Annotated in this window: 21 protein-coding genes; 11 read left to right on the top strand and 10 right to left on the bottom strand. The window is 60.2% G+C overall.

What is annotated here, in order from left to right; all coding sequences use genetic code 11:
* Nucleotides 1-243: 243 nt before the first annotated feature.
* The 4 genes from LOZ74_RS06135 to LOZ74_RS06120 all read right to left on the bottom strand — a co-directional run bounded on the left by LOZ74_RS06135 (nucleotide 244) and on the right by LOZ74_RS06120 (nucleotide 5,261).
* Nucleotides 244-1,617, bottom strand: coding sequence for an APC family permease (locus tag LOZ74_RS06135; RefSeq protein WP_219148345.1), 1,374 nt, complete (start codon nucleotides 1,615-1,617; stop codon nucleotides 244-246).
* A 120-nt stretch (nucleotides 1,618-1,737) separates the two neighbouring features.
* Nucleotides 1,738-3,951 (bottom strand): copper-translocating P-type ATPase, encoded by a 2,214-nt coding sequence (locus LOZ74_RS06130; protein WP_230293300.1) that lies wholly within the window; start codon nucleotides 3,949-3,951, stop codon nucleotides 1,738-1,740.
* 140 nt (nucleotides 3,952-4,091) lie between these two features.
* Nucleotides 4,092-4,931, bottom strand: coding sequence for a helix-turn-helix domain-containing protein (locus LOZ74_RS06125; protein ID WP_230293299.1), 840 nt, complete (start codon nucleotides 4,929-4,931; stop codon nucleotides 4,092-4,094).
* Nucleotides 4,932-4,988: 57 nt separating this feature from the next.
* A complete protein-coding gene (locus LOZ74_RS06120; RefSeq protein ID WP_230293298.1) occupies nucleotides 4,989-5,261 on the bottom strand; it encodes a DUF5676 family membrane protein in 273 nt (90 codons plus the stop codon).
* 104 nt (nucleotides 5,262-5,365) lie between these two features.
* Here LOZ74_RS06120 and LOZ74_RS06115 point away from each other — a divergent pair, with 104 nt between their 5' ends.
* Complete coding sequence (locus tag LOZ74_RS06115) at nucleotides 5,366-5,650, top strand: metal-sensitive transcriptional regulator (protein ID WP_046905158.1); 285 nt, start codon at nucleotides 5,366-5,368, stop codon at nucleotides 5,648-5,650.
* A gap of 47 nt (nucleotides 5,651-5,697) precedes the next feature.
* On the opposite strand, the gene LOZ74_RS06110 is transcribed toward LOZ74_RS06115, so the two are convergent.
* The 4 genes from LOZ74_RS06110 to LOZ74_RS06095 are packed head-to-tail and all read right to left on the bottom strand — an operon-like array spanning nucleotide 5,698 to nucleotide 7,840.
* Nucleotides 5,698-5,979 carry a hypothetical protein gene (locus LOZ74_RS06110; protein ID WP_046904114.1) on the bottom strand — a complete coding sequence of 94 codons (282 nt, stop codon included), beginning with the start codon at nucleotides 5,977-5,979 and terminating at the stop codon, nucleotides 5,698-5,700.
* A 35-nt stretch (nucleotides 5,980-6,014) separates the two neighbouring features.
* On the bottom strand, nucleotides 6,015-6,482 hold the full coding sequence (locus tag LOZ74_RS06105) for a DUF411 domain-containing protein (RefSeq protein WP_230293297.1): 468 nt from the start codon (nucleotides 6,480-6,482) through the stop codon (nucleotides 6,015-6,017).
* Nucleotides 6,479-7,165 (bottom strand): class I SAM-dependent methyltransferase, encoded by a 687-nt coding sequence (locus tag LOZ74_RS06100; protein WP_230293296.1) that lies wholly within the window; start codon nucleotides 7,163-7,165, stop codon nucleotides 6,479-6,481. The genes LOZ74_RS06105 and LOZ74_RS06100 overlap by 4 nt, the downstream gene beginning before the upstream one ends.
* Nucleotides 7,166-7,840 carry a DUF2231 domain-containing protein gene (locus LOZ74_RS06095; protein ID WP_053059237.1) on the bottom strand — a complete coding sequence of 225 codons (675 nt, stop codon included), beginning with the start codon at nucleotides 7,838-7,840 and terminating at the stop codon, nucleotides 7,166-7,168.
* 99 nt (nucleotides 7,841-7,939) lie between these two features.
* Between LOZ74_RS06095 and LOZ74_RS06090 the strand changes: the two genes are divergently transcribed.
* The 9 genes from LOZ74_RS06090 (at nucleotide 7,940) to LOZ74_RS06050 (ending at nucleotide 15,172) form a co-directional block, all read left to right on the top strand.
* Entirely contained in the window at nucleotides 7,940-8,236 is a 297-nt protein-coding gene (locus LOZ74_RS06090; RefSeq protein ID WP_230293295.1) for a hypothetical protein, read from the top strand.
* A 3-nt stretch (nucleotides 8,237-8,239) separates the two neighbouring features.
* Nucleotides 8,240-8,674, top strand: a complete 435-nt coding sequence (locus tag LOZ74_RS06085; protein WP_219148329.1) for a periplasmic heavy metal sensor — start codon at nucleotides 8,240-8,242, stop codon at nucleotides 8,672-8,674.
* Nucleotides 8,675-8,680: 6 nt separating this feature from the next.
* Complete coding sequence (locus tag LOZ74_RS06080) at nucleotides 8,681-9,241, top strand: RNA polymerase sigma factor (protein WP_230293294.1); 561 nt, start codon at nucleotides 8,681-8,683, stop codon at nucleotides 9,239-9,241.
* A 56-nt stretch (nucleotides 9,242-9,297) separates the two neighbouring features.
* The gene (locus LOZ74_RS06075) at nucleotides 9,298-11,127 is read left to right on the top strand and encodes a copper resistance system multicopper oxidase (RefSeq protein ID WP_230293293.1); all 1,830 of its coding nucleotides are present in this window, start codon (nucleotides 9,298-9,300) and stop codon (nucleotides 11,125-11,127) included.
* Nucleotides 11,127-12,242, top strand: coding sequence for a copper resistance protein B (locus LOZ74_RS06070; protein ID WP_230293292.1), 1,116 nt, complete (start codon nucleotides 11,127-11,129; stop codon nucleotides 12,240-12,242). The genes LOZ74_RS06075 and LOZ74_RS06070 overlap by 1 nt, the downstream gene beginning before the upstream one ends.
* A gap of 99 nt (nucleotides 12,243-12,341) precedes the next feature.
* Nucleotides 12,342-12,785 carry a nuclear transport factor 2 family protein gene (locus LOZ74_RS06065; RefSeq protein WP_230293291.1) on the top strand — a complete coding sequence of 148 codons (444 nt, stop codon included), beginning with the start codon at nucleotides 12,342-12,344 and terminating at the stop codon, nucleotides 12,783-12,785.
* An 83-nt stretch (nucleotides 12,786-12,868) separates the two neighbouring features.
* On the top strand, nucleotides 12,869-13,528 hold the full coding sequence (locus LOZ74_RS06060; RefSeq protein ID WP_230293290.1) for a PepSY domain-containing protein: 660 nt from the start codon (nucleotides 12,869-12,871) through the stop codon (nucleotides 13,526-13,528).
* 147 nt (nucleotides 13,529-13,675) lie between these two features.
* Nucleotides 13,676-13,924, top strand: coding sequence for a helix-turn-helix domain-containing protein (locus tag LOZ74_RS06055; protein ID WP_230293289.1), 249 nt, complete (start codon nucleotides 13,676-13,678; stop codon nucleotides 13,922-13,924).
* 39 nt (nucleotides 13,925-13,963) lie between these two features.
* Nucleotides 13,964-15,172 (top strand): HipA domain-containing protein, encoded by a 1,209-nt coding sequence (locus LOZ74_RS06050; RefSeq protein ID WP_346034098.1) that lies wholly within the window; start codon nucleotides 13,964-13,966, stop codon nucleotides 15,170-15,172.
* 80 nt (nucleotides 15,173-15,252) lie between these two features.
* Here the strand turns inward: LOZ74_RS06050 and LOZ74_RS06045 are convergent, their stop codons facing one another.
* On the bottom strand, nucleotides 15,253-16,161 hold the full coding sequence (locus LOZ74_RS06045; RefSeq protein WP_230293288.1) for a DMT family transporter: 909 nt from the start codon (nucleotides 16,159-16,161) through the stop codon (nucleotides 15,253-15,255).
* Nucleotides 16,162-16,504: 343 nt separating this feature from the next.
* On the opposite strand from LOZ74_RS06045, the gene LOZ74_RS06040 reads away from it, so the two are divergent.
* Nucleotides 16,505-17,173: a DUF6629 family protein gene (locus LOZ74_RS06040; RefSeq protein WP_230293287.1), complete on the top strand. Its 669-nt coding sequence runs from the start codon at nucleotides 16,505-16,507 to the stop codon at nucleotides 17,171-17,173.
* Between the two features lie 250 nt (nucleotides 17,174-17,423).
* Here LOZ74_RS06040 and petA read toward each other — a convergent pair whose 3' ends face one another.
* Nucleotides 17,424-18,002, bottom strand: coding sequence for a ubiquinol-cytochrome c reductase iron-sulfur subunit (petA, locus tag LOZ74_RS06035; RefSeq protein ID WP_230293286.1), 579 nt, complete (start codon nucleotides 18,000-18,002; stop codon nucleotides 17,424-17,426).
* Between the last annotated feature and the right edge of the window lie 72 nt (nucleotides 18,003-18,074).

Here is an 18,074-nt window from a genome sequence, read left to right as displayed (position 1 = left end):
CAATGTTCGTTCTGCGTTTTCGTTTCATCGTTTGGAAAAAACAAACGCTATTCATCTCAAACGCAGACTGCCCTTCCCATACTCTCGTTCTGTCAATCATGAGCGCCGCTTCGCACGGGCCAGACCAGCAACTTTGCGGCTATTGAATGGCAGCCGAATAAACACAGACGTGTGCGCCCGCCCGATCTTACAGCTCTACCTCAAAAAAGATTTGACTGGGCTGCCAGGCAACCAATGCGGTGGTCAGGGATGCTCTTGATCGCCGCTGTGGCCATCGCTAATGCGCTCCGCGGGATCGCTGCTTGTTGCTTTGCGCTGGCCGGACAGGAAGATCCACTGCCCCAAGAAAACGATAGCGATCCCGATGATCGCATAAGCGACAATTGCAGGATCGCTGCGCAGTTTGGTCACGGTAAAGGCTGCCAGGACCACGCCATCTGCAGCTAACGCAGCCAGGAGTATCGTCGCCCGTGCGCCAACCTCCTTGCGCAGGTTGCGCAGGACGCCCCAATGAACCAGCATGTCCATGACAAGGTAAAAAAAGGCACCCAGCGACGCGATCCGCGACAGATCGAACAGGACGGCGAGCGTGCCGGCAATGACCACGGTATAGACAAGCATGTGGCTTTGTATCCCGCCGCTCATGCCGAAATGGCTGTGCGGAAGCAACTTCATGTCGGTCAGCATCGCTAACATGCGTGAGGCAGCAAAGACACTTGCGATCACACCTGAAATGGTGGCCGTGAGAGCGATGACGACAGTGAAGTAGAAGCCCATCTGCCCGAATGCAGGACGCGCTGCTGCCGCCAGCGAATAGTCGCGTGCCTGTACGATTTCTGAGATGCTGAGGCTGGAACCGACGGCCAGTGCGACAAGCAGGTAAATCACGATGCAGACGGCGATCGAGACCATGATCGTGCGCCCGACATTCTTGTGCGGATCGACCATCTCGCCGCCACTGTTGGTGATCGTGGTGAAGCCTTTGAAAGCCAGAATCGAAAAGGCGACCGAGGCAAGCAAAGCATCGGCTTTCGATAGCTCTACCGGCTCCGAGAATGCGCCGCCCGACAGTCCGCTGGCCCAGATCGCGGCAACCGCGAAAATCGCGATCCCGCCAACCTTGATTGCCGACATGACAACCGAAAAGCCGCTGACCGACTTGTTGCCCGCCGCATTGACCAGATAGGCAAAGACGATAGCGGCGAGCGCCACTGCGGACACAAGCCAGCCGGTGTCTTCCAGACCAAAGGGTCGCAGGGCGTAGGTTGCGAAGGTTCGTGCGACGAGGCTTTCGTTGATAATCATCGACAGCGCCATCATCATCGCAGCCGCTGAGGCGACGACACCCGGCCCGTATGCCTTCTGCAAGATCATCGCGATGCCGCCCGAGGACGGCCATTTGTTCGACATCTTGATGTAGCTGTAGGCTGCCAGCGAAGTGACGAGAGCGCCAGCAACAAAGGACAGCGGGAAGAGCGGACCGGCAAGCTCTGCGATCTGACCGGTGAGCGCAAAAATGCCCGCACCGATCATGACGCCGGTCCCCATGGCAACGCCGCCAAGCAGCGTGATGCTGCCCTTGTTCAGACTGTCTTCGTGCGCCGAATGGGTATCCATGTGGTTATCCTCTCATTGGCTTGCGTCGCGCTTCCATCTTCCGCGGATGACCGGCTCTGCCGCAATGCACAGGCATTGTGGCAGGGATCAGGGATGGGGTTCTGTTCGATTGCCTGACGTTCACAGCTTCGCGCTGCGAAGTCTGAGCGAGTTCAGGACTACCGAGATGGAGGACGCGCTCATCGCGAAGGCGGCGAACATCGGACCAATCAGGATGCCGAAGAACGGATAGAGGACACCGGCCGCGACGGGCACGCCCGAGGCGTTGTAAATGAGCGCGAAAAACAGATTCTGCCGAATATTGCGCATCGTAGCCCGGGCGAGTTTGCGGGCCCGGACGATCCCGTCGAGATTGCCTTTGACGAGCGTGATCCCCGCGCTCTCGATCGCAACATCCGCGCCCGTGCCCATCGCAATGCCGACATCGGCCTGGGCCAGCGCCGGAGCGTCATTGACCCCGTCACCGGCCATGGCCACCTTGGCACCGCCTTCCTGCAATTCGCGGATGAGCCGCGCCTTGTCCTCGGGAAGCACACCTGCGCGGATGTCGTCGATACCGAGCCGGGCGGCAACCGCCTGCGCAGTCCGCTCATTGTCGCCGGTCGCCATGATAATTGTAAGGCCGAGATTGTGGAGGTCCGCGATGGCCGCCGGAGTGGTTTCCTTGACCGGGTCGGCAACGCTGATGAGGCCGGCAATCTTGTCAGCAACGATCACGAACATGACGGTTTCGCCTTGGTCGCGGCGCGCATTCGCCCTTTCGCTGAGCGCAGCGCCTTCCAAACCGAGGTCCGTCAGAAGCGCGAGGTTGCCAAGCGCGACGCGTTTACCGGAGACCGTTCCCATGACGCCTTTGCCGGTTACGGCCTCGAACTCGCTGGCGGTTTCCATCGCGACGCCGCGTTCGTCGGCGCCGCGGACGATCGCTTCTGCGAGCGGGTGCTCCGACCCGCGCTCGAGCGACGCCGCCAAGCTCAGCACCTCGATTTCATCGTGGCCCTCCTCGGGCATGACCGCGACGAGTCGCGGTCGCCCCTCGGTCAGCGTACCCGTCTTGTCGACGATGAGCGTGTCGATTTTCTCGAAGCGCTCGAGCGCTTCGGCGTTCTTGATCAGAACGCCCGCCTGCGCCCCTCTTCCTGTCGCGGTCATGATCGACATCGGCGTCGCCAGGCCGAGAGCGCAGGGGCAGGCGATGATCAGTACCGCAACCGCAGCAATGAGGGCATAGGCAAGCGCTGGTGCGGGGCCCCAGATCGCCCAAGCAATGAAGGCGAGCACGGCTATGCCGATAACCGCGGGGACGAACATGCCGGCCACCTTGTCGGCGTACTTCTGGATCGGCGCGCGCGAGCGCTGTGCGGCCGCAACCATTTCCACGATCTGCGCGAGCATGGTGTCTGATCCGACACGTTTCGCTTCGATCACCAGGCTGCCTGTTCCGTTGATCGTTGCCCCGGTCACGGCGTCGCCCTCGACCTTTTCGACCGGGACTGGTTCACCGGTGATCATGCTTTCGTCGATCGACGAGCGGCCTTTGAGCACTACACCGTCAACGGGCACCTTGTCGCCTGGGCGGACCCGCAATTGGTCGCCAACAGCCACGTGCTCAAGGGGGATTTCTTCTTCAGTGCCGTCTGCCCTGATGACGCGGGCGGTTTTGGCTGCAAGATCAAGCAGAGCGCGAATGGCCTTACCGGTGCCTTCACGCGCGCGCAGCTCCATGACCTGGCCGAGGAGCACAAGAGTGACGATAACGGCCGCGGCTTCGAAATAGACGCCGACATGTCCCTCTGGATCGCGAAAGCCATCCGGGAAGATGTCCGGTGCCAGGACGGCGACGACACTGAAAATCCATGCGGCGAGAACGCCCATGCCGATGAGCGAGAACATGTTGAGGTTCCAGGTGCGGAACGAATTCCAGCCCCGTTCGAGAAACGGCCATCCGCTCCACAACACGACCGGTGTACCGAGCACCAGTTCAATCCATAGGGTGGCCCGCTCGCCAAATATTTCGCGCACGCCCGGCCAGCCCACATAGGGGCCCATCGTGAGAACAAGCAGCGGCAAGGTGAGGATGGCGCCGACCCAGAAACGCCTTGTAAAGTCGACGAGCTCCGGGTTCGGTCCGTCATCGACCATGGCCGCGGATTCGAGTTCGAGACCCATGCCGCAGATCGGGCACGACCCCATCTTTGGCTGCCGGACCTGCGGGTGCATGGGGCAGGTATAAACCGGTCCGTCATAACCAGCGGGAACGAGATTGTAGCGGCCGTCATCACCGGCAACGGCTTCGCCGTGGCCGCTATGGCTGCAATTAGAATGGTCCATCATCGTCTCCCTGGGTCTGGATAAAGCTGTGCGAAAGTTCCGCCGACAAGGCTGAACTGGGCAGACAGGCGGCGGCGTGCGCTGCTGGCGTGAAACGGGGAACGAGATCAGCCGAACCTGCCGATCCATGGCTGACGATCATTTCAAGTCTGCCGTGCATATTCTTTTCCGCGCTGCGAAAGGTGAGTGTGCGCTTCGCGCGCATCCAATTCCCGTGTACTGTTGCCGGCGCGGAGCATGAAGCGCGCCACTCCATTGTCGAGAAAATAGATCGGTTCGAGGCTCTTTTGTGCGATCACGCGGCAAACAGTTCGGCCATCGAGATCGTGAAAGTAGCAATGGATCAGGGCGCAGGCGTTACCGCCGAGTGCTGATCGTATCGCGTCCATCATCACGCGCTCGAACCCGTCCTTATTGGGGTGCTTGAGAGTCTTCAGATCGGCCTCGATTCCTACGATGCCCCCGCTATCGTCGACGCCGATGAGCAGCGTGCCGCCATCATTGTTGAGAAATCCGGCAATCGTTTTGACCACGACCTGTTGAAGGCTTCGATTTGCGCGCTGCTCACGCGTATCCCAACGCAGCGACGATTTGAATTCCAGCTGTGCGCCCTCGCCTCGGGCGATGAGCAGCGGCAGCTCTTCGGCCAATTGATGCTCCAGAGAGCGGATTATCTGGCGATCAGCCATGAGCCGCAGATGATAAAGACCAAACGCCAGGCCGATTGCGCCGCCGATCACCGCGAAAGCCAGGCTCATGGGCAGCATTTCGATTTCAAATGCCGCGCTCAGTCGATCGACCGCCGAGCCCAACTGCTCAGCAAATGGCACGCTCGCCGCTGCTGCCCCTCCAGACCCATAAACGAGCGCGGTGAGCGGATGAAGGATTAAGACGCCCAGCACTGCCCCGATAACCGTATGCAGGGCCAATCCCCTCTTTTTGCTGAAAGACGAACCGGAAAAGAGTGTGCTGTGCATTGTCATAGGCTTTGCGACCTGTGCGGAATTCGCGGCAGCGGATAAATCCACATTGCCGGTTCTTCACCCGATCCTTTTTCTGAAATAGCGGACGAGCGGGACCCCTAGGATCGCGATATACCAGCCATAGAGAAAGCTGCCGATAGCCCCGGCGAAGAAGCCAGGCCATGTCAACCAATCGAAGCCTGGCAGCAAAGGCGCCCATGCTTCATGCATATGGAAAGTATCGGGCGCGATCAGGCCAAAGGCCACGCAGAGCAGATAGGTAATCAGCAGAAAGACGCTGAGAGCCCAGCCCCAGGCAAGGATTGAACCTTTCGTCGTCGCATTGGTCATCTTTGTCTCCGTCGTATACTATAGGGGGGTATAGTGTATTGCGAACTGCTTTGCAACTGTGTCAAAAGCAGTCAGGAATGAACTCGGCGTCTGGAGAGAACGGCATGAGCGATGATCAAAACCCCAAGTTCCGTGATGTCTTGACCCGAATGCGCAAGATCGAGGGGCAGGCGCGGGGAATATCGAGAATGATGGAAGAAGAGCGCTATTGCGTCGATATCTTGCAGCAGATCCTCGCGCTCGAAGCCGCCGCGCGCGCCGCCAGGACCAAAGTACTCGACATCCATACCAAGCACTGCATCGAACAGGCGCTCTCATCGAACAACAAGGCCGATCAATCGGAGAAGATCGCCGAACTTCTCACTCTCATCGAGCGCATGGCCCGTTAGACCGTCTGGAGCCGATTGAATTGTCGGCTCCAGACGCCAAAGGCTGGTCAGTCGTGCTTGTGTTCGGTCTGCGGCTTTTCAGCCTCGGCGGCCTTTTTCTTGCCATGGCCGGACTGGCCATGGTCCATTTTCGAATGGTCCATCTTGGAATGGTCCATCATCTGGCATGACATTTTTCCGTCCTTGTCCTTCTTCATCATACCCTGCATTTTCTTGCCATCGTGCATCATCTCGCACATTTTGGGCTTTTCAGAAGGGGCCTCCTGAGCAAGGACCGGGCTTGCCGAGAAAGCAAGCGCGCCAGCGACGGTGAGGATCATTTTCATCATTATTCTCCAAAAGTTGGGGGCGTTTTCTTGCCCGTTCAGGGGTAACTTGCGAAAACCGTACGGCCGCCGGGCCCAAAGGCGATGACGTCATAGGGTTGCACACGGTTCTCGTATTCCATGCCAGGCGAACCCAGCGGCATGCCGGGAACGGCAAGTCCGGTGACGCCTGCCGGGCGCTCGCGCAGCAATTTTGAGATTGCTTCTGCCGGGACGTGACCTTCGATGACATATCCCTCGATCACCATCGTATGGCACGACCACAGATCGGAAGGTACGCCCTTGTCGGCTTTCACCGAACCCATGTCGGTGGTGTCGACAGTCGCAACCTCGGCGTCCATGCCGTTCTCGAAATGGTCGGCCCATTTGAGGCAGCAGCCGCAGCCGGGATCGCGATACATCGTGTAGGTGGCCGCCTGGGCAACGTTCGAACAGGCGGCAATTACCAGGAGGGCTGTTGCGGCGAACGAGTTGCGAAAGCGCTTTCGCGCAAACGTGCGGGTCATGCATGGGGACCTTTCTTGTAGCCGCGCCAGAGCGATATCGCTCCGGTGGCGGTCGGGAAGACGTGAAGCCTTTCGGCGTCGGTGAAAATTTCGGCAAGCTGCCGCTCCAGGATACCGTCGGCATTGGGCTGCGTGTCTTCGACACCGTCGAGCTGCTGCACCGTGGCGCGGAAAAGCTTGCGCATAAGGGCGGAGTCCTGAGCCATATAGTCGGCAATCAGCACCATGCCTCCGGGCTGGAGCAAATCGTGCATCTGCTCCAGGATTGCCCGCTTTTCACCCAGCGGAACCTGATGAAAGACGAGGCTGCTGACGATCTTGTTCGGCTGCCATCGCGCGGTCAGGTCGAGGGTATCGAGAAAGCCATTGTGCCAACGGATCAGATCCGCCCCGGCGCCAAACTTGCGGCGCGCGATGGCCAGTGCGGCCGGATCGGGCTCGACACCGACGAGACCCGCGTGCGGACAGCTGATCATAAGATCGCGAAGCAAGGTGCCGGTTCCGCACCCAACATCGATAAGATGATCGCCGAGCGCAAGATTGGCGGCGCGGACAACCGCGCGCCGCCATGTCCGCTCACGTGTAAACAAGGCGAGGGTGAGGTCATAGACCGGGGTCAGCCAGGCTTTGCCAAGGGCTGGCGTGAAGGCTCGGTCGCCTTGAGGAGCGGCTACCCGTCCCACCTACATGATGCCCATATGATTGGGCCCATGCACCATCTCCCCGCCGAAATAGCCTTGTACGATGAGCGCCGCAGCGATCAGCGCCAGAAGCAAGCGCAGCGCGCCTCTCCCCTTTCCGCGCGCAGCAACCCACCAGGCGAGGAGGCTCAATATGGCAATCGTCGTGCCGTTCCAGCGGTGAATGGCGAGATTTTCCGACCGGTCCAGCAGTCGCCATCCACCCGCAAACCATCCGAGCAAAGCCGCAACGACCGCCCCGATCGCGCCGCCGGCTACGAGAAACCGGATCGTCGTCTCAAGCCCCAAGGTCGGGCGCACCATCAAGGCGAGTTCGGCGAGTGCGGCGACGAGGAGAAGCGCAATCGGGAAATGCGCCGCGACCGGATGAAGGCGCGACAGAAGGTCCTCTGCCGAGGTCAGGCGGTTTTCCGTGATTTTCTGCTGCATCATGTCTTCAGGCGACATGGACTGCTGCGCGTTCGGCCTGTCCATCTCTTCCCCGGGCGGCGCAAGCTCGCCGGCATGGGCGTCGTCCGGCATGGCCATACCCTCCTCCATCGCCAGCATTTCAGCGTCGGACATATTGTCCTGATGCCCTTCATGCGCGTGCAAGGGTGCCGAAAGCAGAAAGGCTGCGAAGAGGGCGGCGAGGCCAAGGCGGGTGAATATGCTCATATGCCTTGATACGCGCGAGAATATCATACCCCTCAAGTATTTTTTTGAGGGCTTCGGCGGGCTGTGGCGTAAAGGAGTTACAACAGTTAGAGGTTGCCTATGTCAGATTATCCTTCCCTCGATGCTTCGCTCAAACAGCTGGCCGCGCATGATATTGTGCATGACCCGTCAGACTTCATGGATGGTGTCTGGCAGCGCGCCGGACAGCTTGGCGAGGTTGCCGATCGCCGCCGGCGTGCCGCGCTCTTTTGCAGCCTGTTCGTCATCGGCCTTGGAGCAGGCTTCGGCACGACCATCATGCCCTACAATCAGGGCTCACCTGCGAGTTCCGCCTATAATGATTTTGCGTCGAACGAGCACCTTTCTCCCGCCGCTCTCCTGCATGTCGGGAGCTAGACTTTGACGAACGGACGCCTCCTGCTTGCCGTTCTTCTTGCCGGGCTCGCGGGATGTTTGGGGGCGATCGCGGCCGATCGCTGGCTCAACCACGAAGACAATGGCAGCCTGCACCAGTTCGTGCACGAGGAACTGGTTTTGACCGAAGACCAAAATTCGCGCCTTGAGACCCTCGAAGCGCGCTTTGCTGTCGAGCGCGCAGCGCTTGAGTCGTCTTTGCGCGCAGCGAATGCGAGGCTCGCCCAGGCGATGGACGCCGAGCACGAATATGGCCCCGAAGTAAGCGCGGCGATCGACGATGTGCATGGGCAAATGGGCGAATTGCAAAAAGCCACGGTCCAACACGTCTTCGACATGCGCGAGATACTCGAGCCCGAGCAGCAGCGCCTGTTCGATCGCAAGGTCTCCGAGGCGCTCACCAGCAATTCGCGCGATTAGGCCTCCGTGACGCAGGCGCAAAGCCGGTCCGAGACCGCCCTGGTCGAAGATGCCCGCAGGGGCAGCAAGGCAGCATATGGGACGCTGGTCGAACCCCATATAGCGCGGCTTATTGCTTTGGCGACACGCATGCTTGCGTCTCCGCATCAGGCCGAAGACGCTGTTCAAGACGGGCTTGCTTCGGTCTGGGTCGCCCGGCACCGCCTGGACCCGGACCGTCCTGTTGGCCCTTTTCTGACGACAGTCGTGCTCAACAAATGCCGCGACAGGCTGCGCAAACGCAAAACGGCGCGCTTTTTCGGATTGGAAAGTGACCCAGAAACGCTGGCAATCGTCGACGACGGCCCCGATCCGCAAGAGATCGCGATGCAGCGCCAGGAATTGCGAATGCTCCTGGAGCAAATCGAGCGTCTTCCGATCCGTCTTCGCGAAGCGCTCATACTGGTCAGTATCGACGGACGCAGCCAGGCGGAGGCCGCCGAACTTCTCGGCGTGTCGGAAAAGGCAATCGAGACCCGCATCTATCGTGCCCGGCAAAAATTGCGCGACCGCCTGGAAAATTTTTGAGGGGTAGAACCGGGCCCTGCGTAGTTGAGGGTGTATCGTTCATACAGGAGCTTTCGATGGTCGCGATCAATCGCCGTAAATTTCTGGGGTCTAGCGCAAGCGGGGTCGGAATGCTTGGCCTTGCCGGTGCAATGCCCGCGTGGGCACGCGGAGGTCTCGATGGCACGATCGCGCGCCGCGGGAGCGACGTTCTGTCCGGCGAACATCTTACAATGAGCGTCGCCGACACGACCTTCACCACTGGCTCGCGCCGCGGGCCGGGTGTTGCCGTGAATGGCACCATCCCAGGACCCTTGGTGCGCCTCAAGGAAGGCCAGAACCTGACGGTCGATCTCCTCAATCGGAGTTCGCATGGCACTTCCATTCACTGGCACGGATTGCTCGTACCCTTCCTTATGGACGGTGTACCCGGGGTGAGCATGGCGGCTGTTGAGCCGGGCGATACCTATCGTTACCAGTTTCCCATCCGCCAGTCGGGCACCTATTGGTGGCACGCGCATACGCTGCAGGAGCCGCTTGGCCATTACGGCCCCCTGATCGTCGACCCGATCGAGCCCGAACCGTATGAATACGATCGCGATTATGTCGTGATGCTGTCTGACTGGTCGACCATGAGCCCCTATTCGATCATGAAGAAACTCAAGGTCGCCGAGGGCTACTTCAACTATGGCAAAACCACCTGGACCGACGACTACGACATGAGCGGCGAAGAGCGCCGAATGTGGGCGCGCATGCGGATGATGCCGACCGACATCTCCGACGTGAGCGGCGCGACCTACACCTTCCTCATCAATGGTCACGGGCCCGAAGACGATCTCGAATACCTTTTCCAGCCAGGAGAGAGGGTCCGCCTGCGCTTTATCAACGGCGCCGCGATGACCTATTTCAATATCCGCATCCCTGGCCTGCCGATGACCGTGGTTCAGGCCGATGGCCAAAACGTACAGCCGGTCGAGACCGACGAGTTCCAGATCGGTGTTGCTGAAACCTACGACGTGATCATCGAGCCGCGCGGCGAGGCCTATTCGCTCGTCGCCGAGGCCACCGACCGTTCGGGCATGGGCGTGGCGACCCTTGCCAGTCGCCCCGGCGCCCGGGCCAGCGTCCCGCCCCTGCGTAAACCGCCGCTTCTCACCATGACCGATATGGGCATGGCCGGGCACGGCGATAGCGCAGGCGCTGCTGGAGACGGGCATGCGGGTCACGGTGCAGCTGCGGCCGGTGCCGCGGCAAGCATGGATCAAGGCGCGGGTGGCATGGCCGGAATGGATCATGGCTCCAGCGGTGGATCCGAGATGGCTGGGATGGCCGGCATGTCGGGTATGAACATGCGCGATACATCACTGCTTCCGCCTAATGTGAAAGTGGGTCCAGGGATCGACTCGGTTGCCATGAATCCTATCGACCGGATGGATTTTCCTGGCCTCGGGCTCGACGATGTGAGCCACCGCGTGCTCAATTACAACCAGCTTATCGCCGCCAAGCCCAATACCGACAACCGGCGCCCGAGCCGGCTCAAGACGATCCATCTAACCGGCAATATGGAGCGGTATATGTGGTCGTTCGACGGGAAGAAGTTCGACGAGATCACCGAGCCGATTCAATTTGCCTATAACGAGCGCGTGCGCGTCAAGCTCATCAACAACACCATGATGGCGCATCCGATCCATTTGCACGGACACTTCTTCGAGCTCGTGAACGGGGCCCCGGCCGACCGTCAACCGCTCAAACATACGCTGACGGTCCAGCCCGGCGGCAGTGCGCAATTCGACCTGACCGCCAATGAACGGGGTGACTGGGCGTTCCACTGTCATCTCTTTTACCACATGCATAACGGAATGTTTCAGGTGGTGACGGTCCGACCGCTCGAGGGAGGAGAAGGCTGATGAAGCGCGCGACCATGATGATCGCCCTCCCCCTGCTCGCGGTTCCGGCAACCGCGATGGCGCAGCAGCATGATCACGATCCGCAGGCTGCCGAACCGCAGAGCCAGGCCGGGCAAGCTGCTCAAGACGACGTGGCTGCGAGCGAGGCGCACGATCACCATGCGCCGGATCAACCGCAGATGGATCACTCCCGGATGCAGCATCCTCGGGAGGAGGTCCAAGATCCGGAGGTAGTGGATCATTCGGCCATGGATCATGGGGCGGCCCAGCATGGCGCGATGCCCATGACCGGCAAGGAGGATGAGGGCGGCATGTCGCAAATGGATCATTCCGCGATGGGCCATGGAGCATCCGCCGACCATATGGCGATCCCGGAAGGCCCTCCCCCGCCTGAAGCGCTACAGGGCCCCGCCTTTGCCGCCGATGCCTTTGTCGGCGCAGAGGAAATGGCTGCGTCTCGGGCGGCCGTCACCAAGGAAGTGAGCGGAACGCCGGTATTCTGGTTTCAGGGCGACCGGCTCGAATACCGCCTGCGCGAGGGCGACGACGGCTATTTGTGGGACGTCCAGGGTTATTATGGCGGTGACTACAACAAGTTCTGGTTCAAATCCGAAGGCGAAGGCAGCTTCGGCGAGACCATTGAAAGCGCCGAAGTGCAGGCGCTTTGGAGCCGTGCCATTGCGCCTTTCTTCGATTTTCAGGCGGGCGTGCGGCAGGATTTTACCGGGCCTGAACGCACCCATGCGGTTGTGGGCATCCAAGGGCTCGTTCCCTATGAGTTCGAGGTCGATGCAGCAGCATTTCTGTCGAACAAGGGCGATCTTACCGCACGAATTGAAGGTGAAATCGATCAGTTCATCACACAGCGTCTGATCGTGCAGCCGCGCGGCGAAATCGCGCTGTCAGCACAGGACATTCCTGAACTCGGGATCGGCGCAGGGATCGATACGATTGAGGCCGGCATTCGCCTGCGTTACGAATTCGCGCGCGAATTCGCGCCCTATATCGGCATCGACCAGGAATGGAAGATCGGCAACAGCCGCGATTTCGCAAGGGCCGCCGGCGAGGACCCCAGCGTAACGAACTACGTCGTCGGCGTGCGGTTCTGGTTTTAGGTCAAGGGAGAAGAAACTGACATGATGAACACTCTATTGCGAGTGCGGGTAGTTGCACTAGCCATTGCTGCGGCGCCAGTGCCGGCTGGGGCGCAGGACATGGACCATTCCGGACATGGGACACATCATTCCGACAAGACAGGTTCGGCCAGCGAAGATGTGTCGGGCGCTGAAGATATTCTTGAGGCTTATCGCGCCGCATTGGTGTCGCGCGATGCCGAAGGCATGTCGGCCCTGTTTGCGGAAAACTCCGCGATCTTCGAGAATGGCAAGGCCGAGGGGAGTTTCGCCAATTACATGGAGCACCATCTCGGTCCGGAGCTCGACGCGATCACAAGCTTTACTTTCACCGACCCGACGCTGACGGTGACCCGTAAGGGCCATATGGCCTATGGCTACGAAACCTACGGCTACCGGATCGAGCTCGAGGACGGGCGCGTGATCGAGCGTGACGGGGTCGCGACCTCGGTCCTTTCGCACGATGAATCGGGCTGGAAGATCGTGCAGTACCACTCCTCCTCGCGCGCGCCGCGGCGGCCCTGACCCGCTACGGAGCGGCGAGACAGTTGGCTTCGCGGTCCCTCAAACTGCGCTTGCATGTCTTTGGCAGCAAGCTCCACAAGTGGTTGGCGCTCCTGATCGGGGCGCAAGTTCTGCTGTGGATGGGCACCGGTGCCTTGATGTCCTTTCTCGATCTGGAGGAGGTACGCTCGGAGCATGTCGTGTCCCGGTCTGCGCAAATATTGCCTGCCGGGGCCGAGTTACCCGAATGGCTGGAAAGGCAAGATGATGTGGTTTCGGTTGCCACACGTGCTCTCGACGGCAAGGTGGTGACCGAAGTGCGGCGAGCGGATGGCGATGTCACGCTACATGATCCGCGTAGCGGACGATTGCTCTCCCCCATCTCGGCCGCGACGGCGCGCGCCATCGCTCGCCGCGCCTGGATTGGCCCGGAAACCTCGGTCCACACCGCGCGGCTTATCGAACGCGAGGTCGGGACCGAATTCAGGGGCCCCTTCCCGGCCTGGCAGGTCAGTTATGACGATCGCGATGCGACGCGCGTCTATATCGATGCTTCCAGCGGAACGGTCCTGTCAGCGCGAAGCGATACTTGGCGGCTCTTCGATTTCATCTGGGGCCTTCACATCATGGACTGGACCCAGCGCGACCGCATCAACAGCTGGTGGCTTCTCCTGTTTGGTATCGCAGGGACGTTCATTGCCCTTTCGGGATTTGTTCTGCTGGCCAACAGGCTGCCAAGGATCGGATGGCTGAGACGAAAATGAAAGTCCGTCTCCTGGCCGGATGACATATCCTGTTCAAGACGCCTCTCTCCAACGTCAGGAACGCCTGGCCCGGAACCATTGAGGAACCCCTCGTTGCGGCGGGATGCAGCATACCCTTGGCGGGATAGCGGAGCGTGGGGGGACGCCATGAACCAGATCGTCACGCCTCCCAGTCAACTCGGAGCCGTGATCCAGACCCATCGCCTCGGCAAGGGCCCGACCCAGACCGAGCTCGCCACCCTCGCCGGCACGCAGCAGAAAACCATCTCGGCAATCGAGAACGGAAGCGCAGGAACCAGGCTCGACACGCTCATCAGTGTCATCGCAGTCCTCGGCCTCGATCTCCAGATCGTGCCGCGTCAGAACGGCAGCATATCGATCGAGGACGTCTTCTGAATGGCGCGCTAAAAGACCCATGCGCCCCTCGATGTACTTATCAACGGCAGGCTGGTCGGCCGTCTCGAAAGGGCAGCAAGCGGTGCAACCAGTTTCCGATATTCCGAAGAGTGGCTTGCTTGGGAGCATCGCTTCGCGGTATCGCTCTCGCTGCCTCTGACCCCGGCGGCCTATCGCGGCGCGCCGGTCGTCGCCGTGTTCGACAATCTTCTCCCGGACAGGAATGCAGCACGCCGCCGCGTGGCGGCGCGCATGGGTGCCCAGGGCACCGACTTCTATAGTCTGCTCGAAGCCATCGGACGCGATTGCGTCGGTGCCATGCGGTTCCTGCCCGAAGGAACAGATCAAGCGCAGACTGCCGACATCGAAAGCGAACCGGTCAGCGAGACCGAGGTCGAGGCGCTCCTCGCCGATCTTGCGCAGGCTCCACTTGGCGTCGATCGGGAGCAGGAATTCAGGATCTCGGTCGCGGGTGCGCAGGAAAAGACGGCCCTGCTTCGCATCGATGGAAAATGGCACCGACCGGCCGGTGTGACCCCGACAACTTACATCCTGAAGCCGGAACTTGGACAGATACCCAGCGCCGACGGGATGATCGACATGTCGAACAGCGTCGACAACGAGCACTATTGCATGACGCTGATGAAGGCGTTCGGCCTGTCGGTCGCAGCGACAGAGATCGCGACCGTCGGCCAGCGCCGAGTTCTCGTCGTCGAACGGTTCCACAGGCACTGGCGCAACGCCAAGCAAATCCTGTGTCTGCCGCAAGAGGACTGCTGCCAAGCACTCGGCTATCCGCCCACGCACAAATATCAGAGCGATGGCGGCCCGAACATGAAGGATATCTTCGGCCTGTTGCTGCGCGGTGCTGACGATCCGCAAGCCGACGCAGCCGCCCTTTTCAAGAGCCAGATCCTCTTCTACGATGTGCTCTCGGCCCAACCGGCCGTCGACTCCGACCAGATTGCGCAGAACAGGTTCCCCCTCGCGATGTCCGCAGGCACCAACCATCACTACCGGCTGAACGGGGTGACCGGTCGGCATTTTGTCCAGTCGGGCAAGTCAGCGGGGCTTGGCACAGGCCTCATGCGTGCAGCCATCAGCGAACTAATGGACCGGGCACGTGATGCGCCGACGGTAGCGCGCGAAGCGATGCCGGTGGACTTCGCCGAACCTGTTCATGACAGCATTGCTGCGGCCCTGGCGACCCGATTGTCCGGGCTTTCGAGCGCGCTTGAGGAGCTATAGCTTTGGCATCCGCCAACGAAGTCATCGCCCGCCCTTTGCTGCAGCCCATCGCCACCTAATTTTTTGACGAAGAGCATCCCTTAAGCGCGCCCGTCCTCGGCTCCTTTCGCTTTTGGCTGAACGTCACTCGATGATTTGACGGTCGTTAGCCATACGCCCGCGGTTGCAATTGCTGTGCCCGTGATGATCAGGGGTGTAAGCCTTTCACCAAAGAAGGCAGCGCCGATCGTTAGACCGAAAACGGGCACCAGGAAGCTGAATACATTGGCCTTCGAGAGTTCGATTTTGCCGAGCGTATATTGCCACAGCCAGAATGCGAGGGCTGTACCTGGGATCGCTAACCCAAGCAGGCTTGCGATGAAAACCGGCGACCAGTCGATTTGCCCCTGATCTTCGGTAAGCAAAGCCAGAAACGCGAGCGGGATAGCGCCGATGAGGAGTTGAAGGCCCATGGCGATCGCTGCGTCGACGCGCCCCGAGAGCTTCTTGATGGCGATGTTGCCCACGGCAACGCCGAAGGCCGCAAGCAGCACATATGCAAAGCCGGTTGAGAGCGCCAGCGGACCTTGGAGAATTCGCGGGCCAGCAATAATGAGGATTCCCGCAAAGCCGAGCCATAGCCCGATCCAGCCTTTGGAGGACAGGCGCTCGCGGAGAAACAGAAAGGCGAGACCTGCCGCGATGAGGGGTTGGCTGTTGGCGATGACGGTTGCAAGGCCGGGCGAAACGAACTCCGCAGCGTGGAACATCCCGTAGTAACCCAGCCCCGTCATGCCGAGACCGGCAAGAATGATCCATCCCCAGATGCTTCCATCGCGCGGAAAGGGCTTTCTGAGAATGATACCGACCGCCAGTAACGTGGTGCCTGCAAGAACCGCGCGCAGCACGGCGAAGGTGAGATGGGGCGCGCTGTCGAGACCGACCGTTATGAGCGGATAGCAGGACGCCCAAAGAAGCATCACAAAGATTGCGGAAAGACGCGCTGGCATAGTAGGTTAAGCAATAGCCTTCCATCCCGGTGCCCACAATGGTGGGATGCGCAGGTCCAGCCTATGGATCGTCACGCCGAACAGCGAACTTGGATCAATGACCGTCAAGAGATCCCTTTGTATTACTTCGCAAGCGATCCAGATTACCCAGGGGTCTGATTCTTGTCATTTGGTCCCTTCGGGCTTTGTAAGCCTCGCGGTGCACAGACGTCCGTACTTGCGAGCGAGACCATGGTCGAGTTGAAATCATAATTACAGCGCGCGGCAAGCTTGGTACTCGGCCAGTGTGTAACATGGGTGCACGAAGAAATCCTCAGGCATCCAACCAGCGAGGGTAGACTGAATGTGTTTTTCCGCCACAGCGAGTTTCGCCGCCGGCACCGTGCTGTTGGCAACCGGTGCCTTCACAATGCGAATGGCGCGCAATAGCCGCGAGAGACCCTACGCGCTGATTCCGGTTCTGTTTGGCGTCCAGCAATTGATCGAGGGCGCACTGTGGCTGACATTTCCTGACAAGGCGCCGGTACTGAAGACGGTTCTGACCTATCTCTATTCGATCTTTTCACATGTTCTGTGGCCAATCTACGTCCCGGTGGCGGTCTATATGCTCGAGAAGGTAGCCTGGCGCCGAAAGGCCCTCTTGGCGACGGCGATAGGCGGAACCCTGGTTGGACTCTACTTACTCTATTTCCTTATCCGCCTGCCAATCGTCGCGACAGCCGGCGACGGTCATATCGACTACGAATCCCCCCACTTCTACGTTGGCATCGTCATGACACTGTATGTCTTGGGTACCTGTGTCAGCCCGCTGCTATCCAGCCATCGCTGGGTAAACTGGTTCGGGGTCGGCGCAATCGTCTCCTTTCTTGCGGCAGGCGCGTTCTATCTCACCTGGTTCATATCGGTGTGGTGCTTCTTTGCCGCAGCGATGAGCGTGATCGTCGTGATGTTCTTTCTGCGTAGAGAGACCGACGCTCCTCCTTCCCCCCGGATGGGTGAGCCGGTGCGCTAGTTTGTAGGGCGCCGGACAGGCTGCTTTGGTCTCACCGAAGGCGATTTGTGCCCTGAGTTTTCAGTCTGGTATGCCCGCGCCACAGCGCCAGCTCAGGCGGGTGGAAAGGAGGGGTACGCGGTGGGTGTCTCCTCAAGAATTACGTGTTCTGCCTGGTGTGCAGGTCCAGTGCATGGTTGCAAAACTTCTTGCTGCTCTCGGCCCAGTTTTGGCTCGAATTCGAGGCGGCCCCGGCTCACCCCCAAGGTCATTAGCCGATCGAGAGCTTTAGATCGTCGCTGATGACATATTGCGGAACGACCAAATTCTTCGGTGCCGGCCCTTTCCGCACGCGCCCGGAATTGTCGTAGATCGAGCCGTGGCAGGGACAAAACCATCCCCCATATCTTCCGCGGTTTTCGCCCACTCCCTGTCCCAACGGTATGCAGCCAAGATGCGTGCAGACGCCCACGACCACGAGCCACTCTGGTCGCTGCACGCGCGCAGCGTCCGTCTCTGGATCGATCAGCCCTGAAGAGGCATCGTCGGCTTTGGCTCGCGCGATCTCTTCAGCTGTGCGCCGCACAATGAACACCGGCTGCTCGCGCCAGCTCACAGTGATACGTTGACCTGGCTCGATGGGTTGCAAATCGACTTCGATCCTCGCCTGTGCGACCACATCGGCCGATGGGTTCATGCTGTCGATAAGCGGCCAGATCGCCGCGGCGGCACCGGTTCCCGCGAACGCAACGGGCGCGATATGGATAAAATCTCGGCGGCGCACGCCTTCCGTCGAGCCGTCCTTGTCGGCTGCGTTGCTCGCCGCTCCGTTTGAACCTGTCTTGCCCATTCATCTCCGCATTCTTGCGTCTTTCAAGAGCAGACGCCTCCATGAAGCCGGGATTACACTCGCAAGCAGCCG

Source organism: Croceicoccus sp. Ery5, from assembly GCF_020985325.1.
In the GTDB taxonomy this organism is placed as follows: domain Bacteria; phylum Pseudomonadota; class Alphaproteobacteria; order Sphingomonadales; family Sphingomonadaceae; genus Croceicoccus.
The sequence above is the reverse complement of the archived record's forward strand: the minus strand, read 5'-3'. Positions and strand labels throughout refer to the sequence as shown.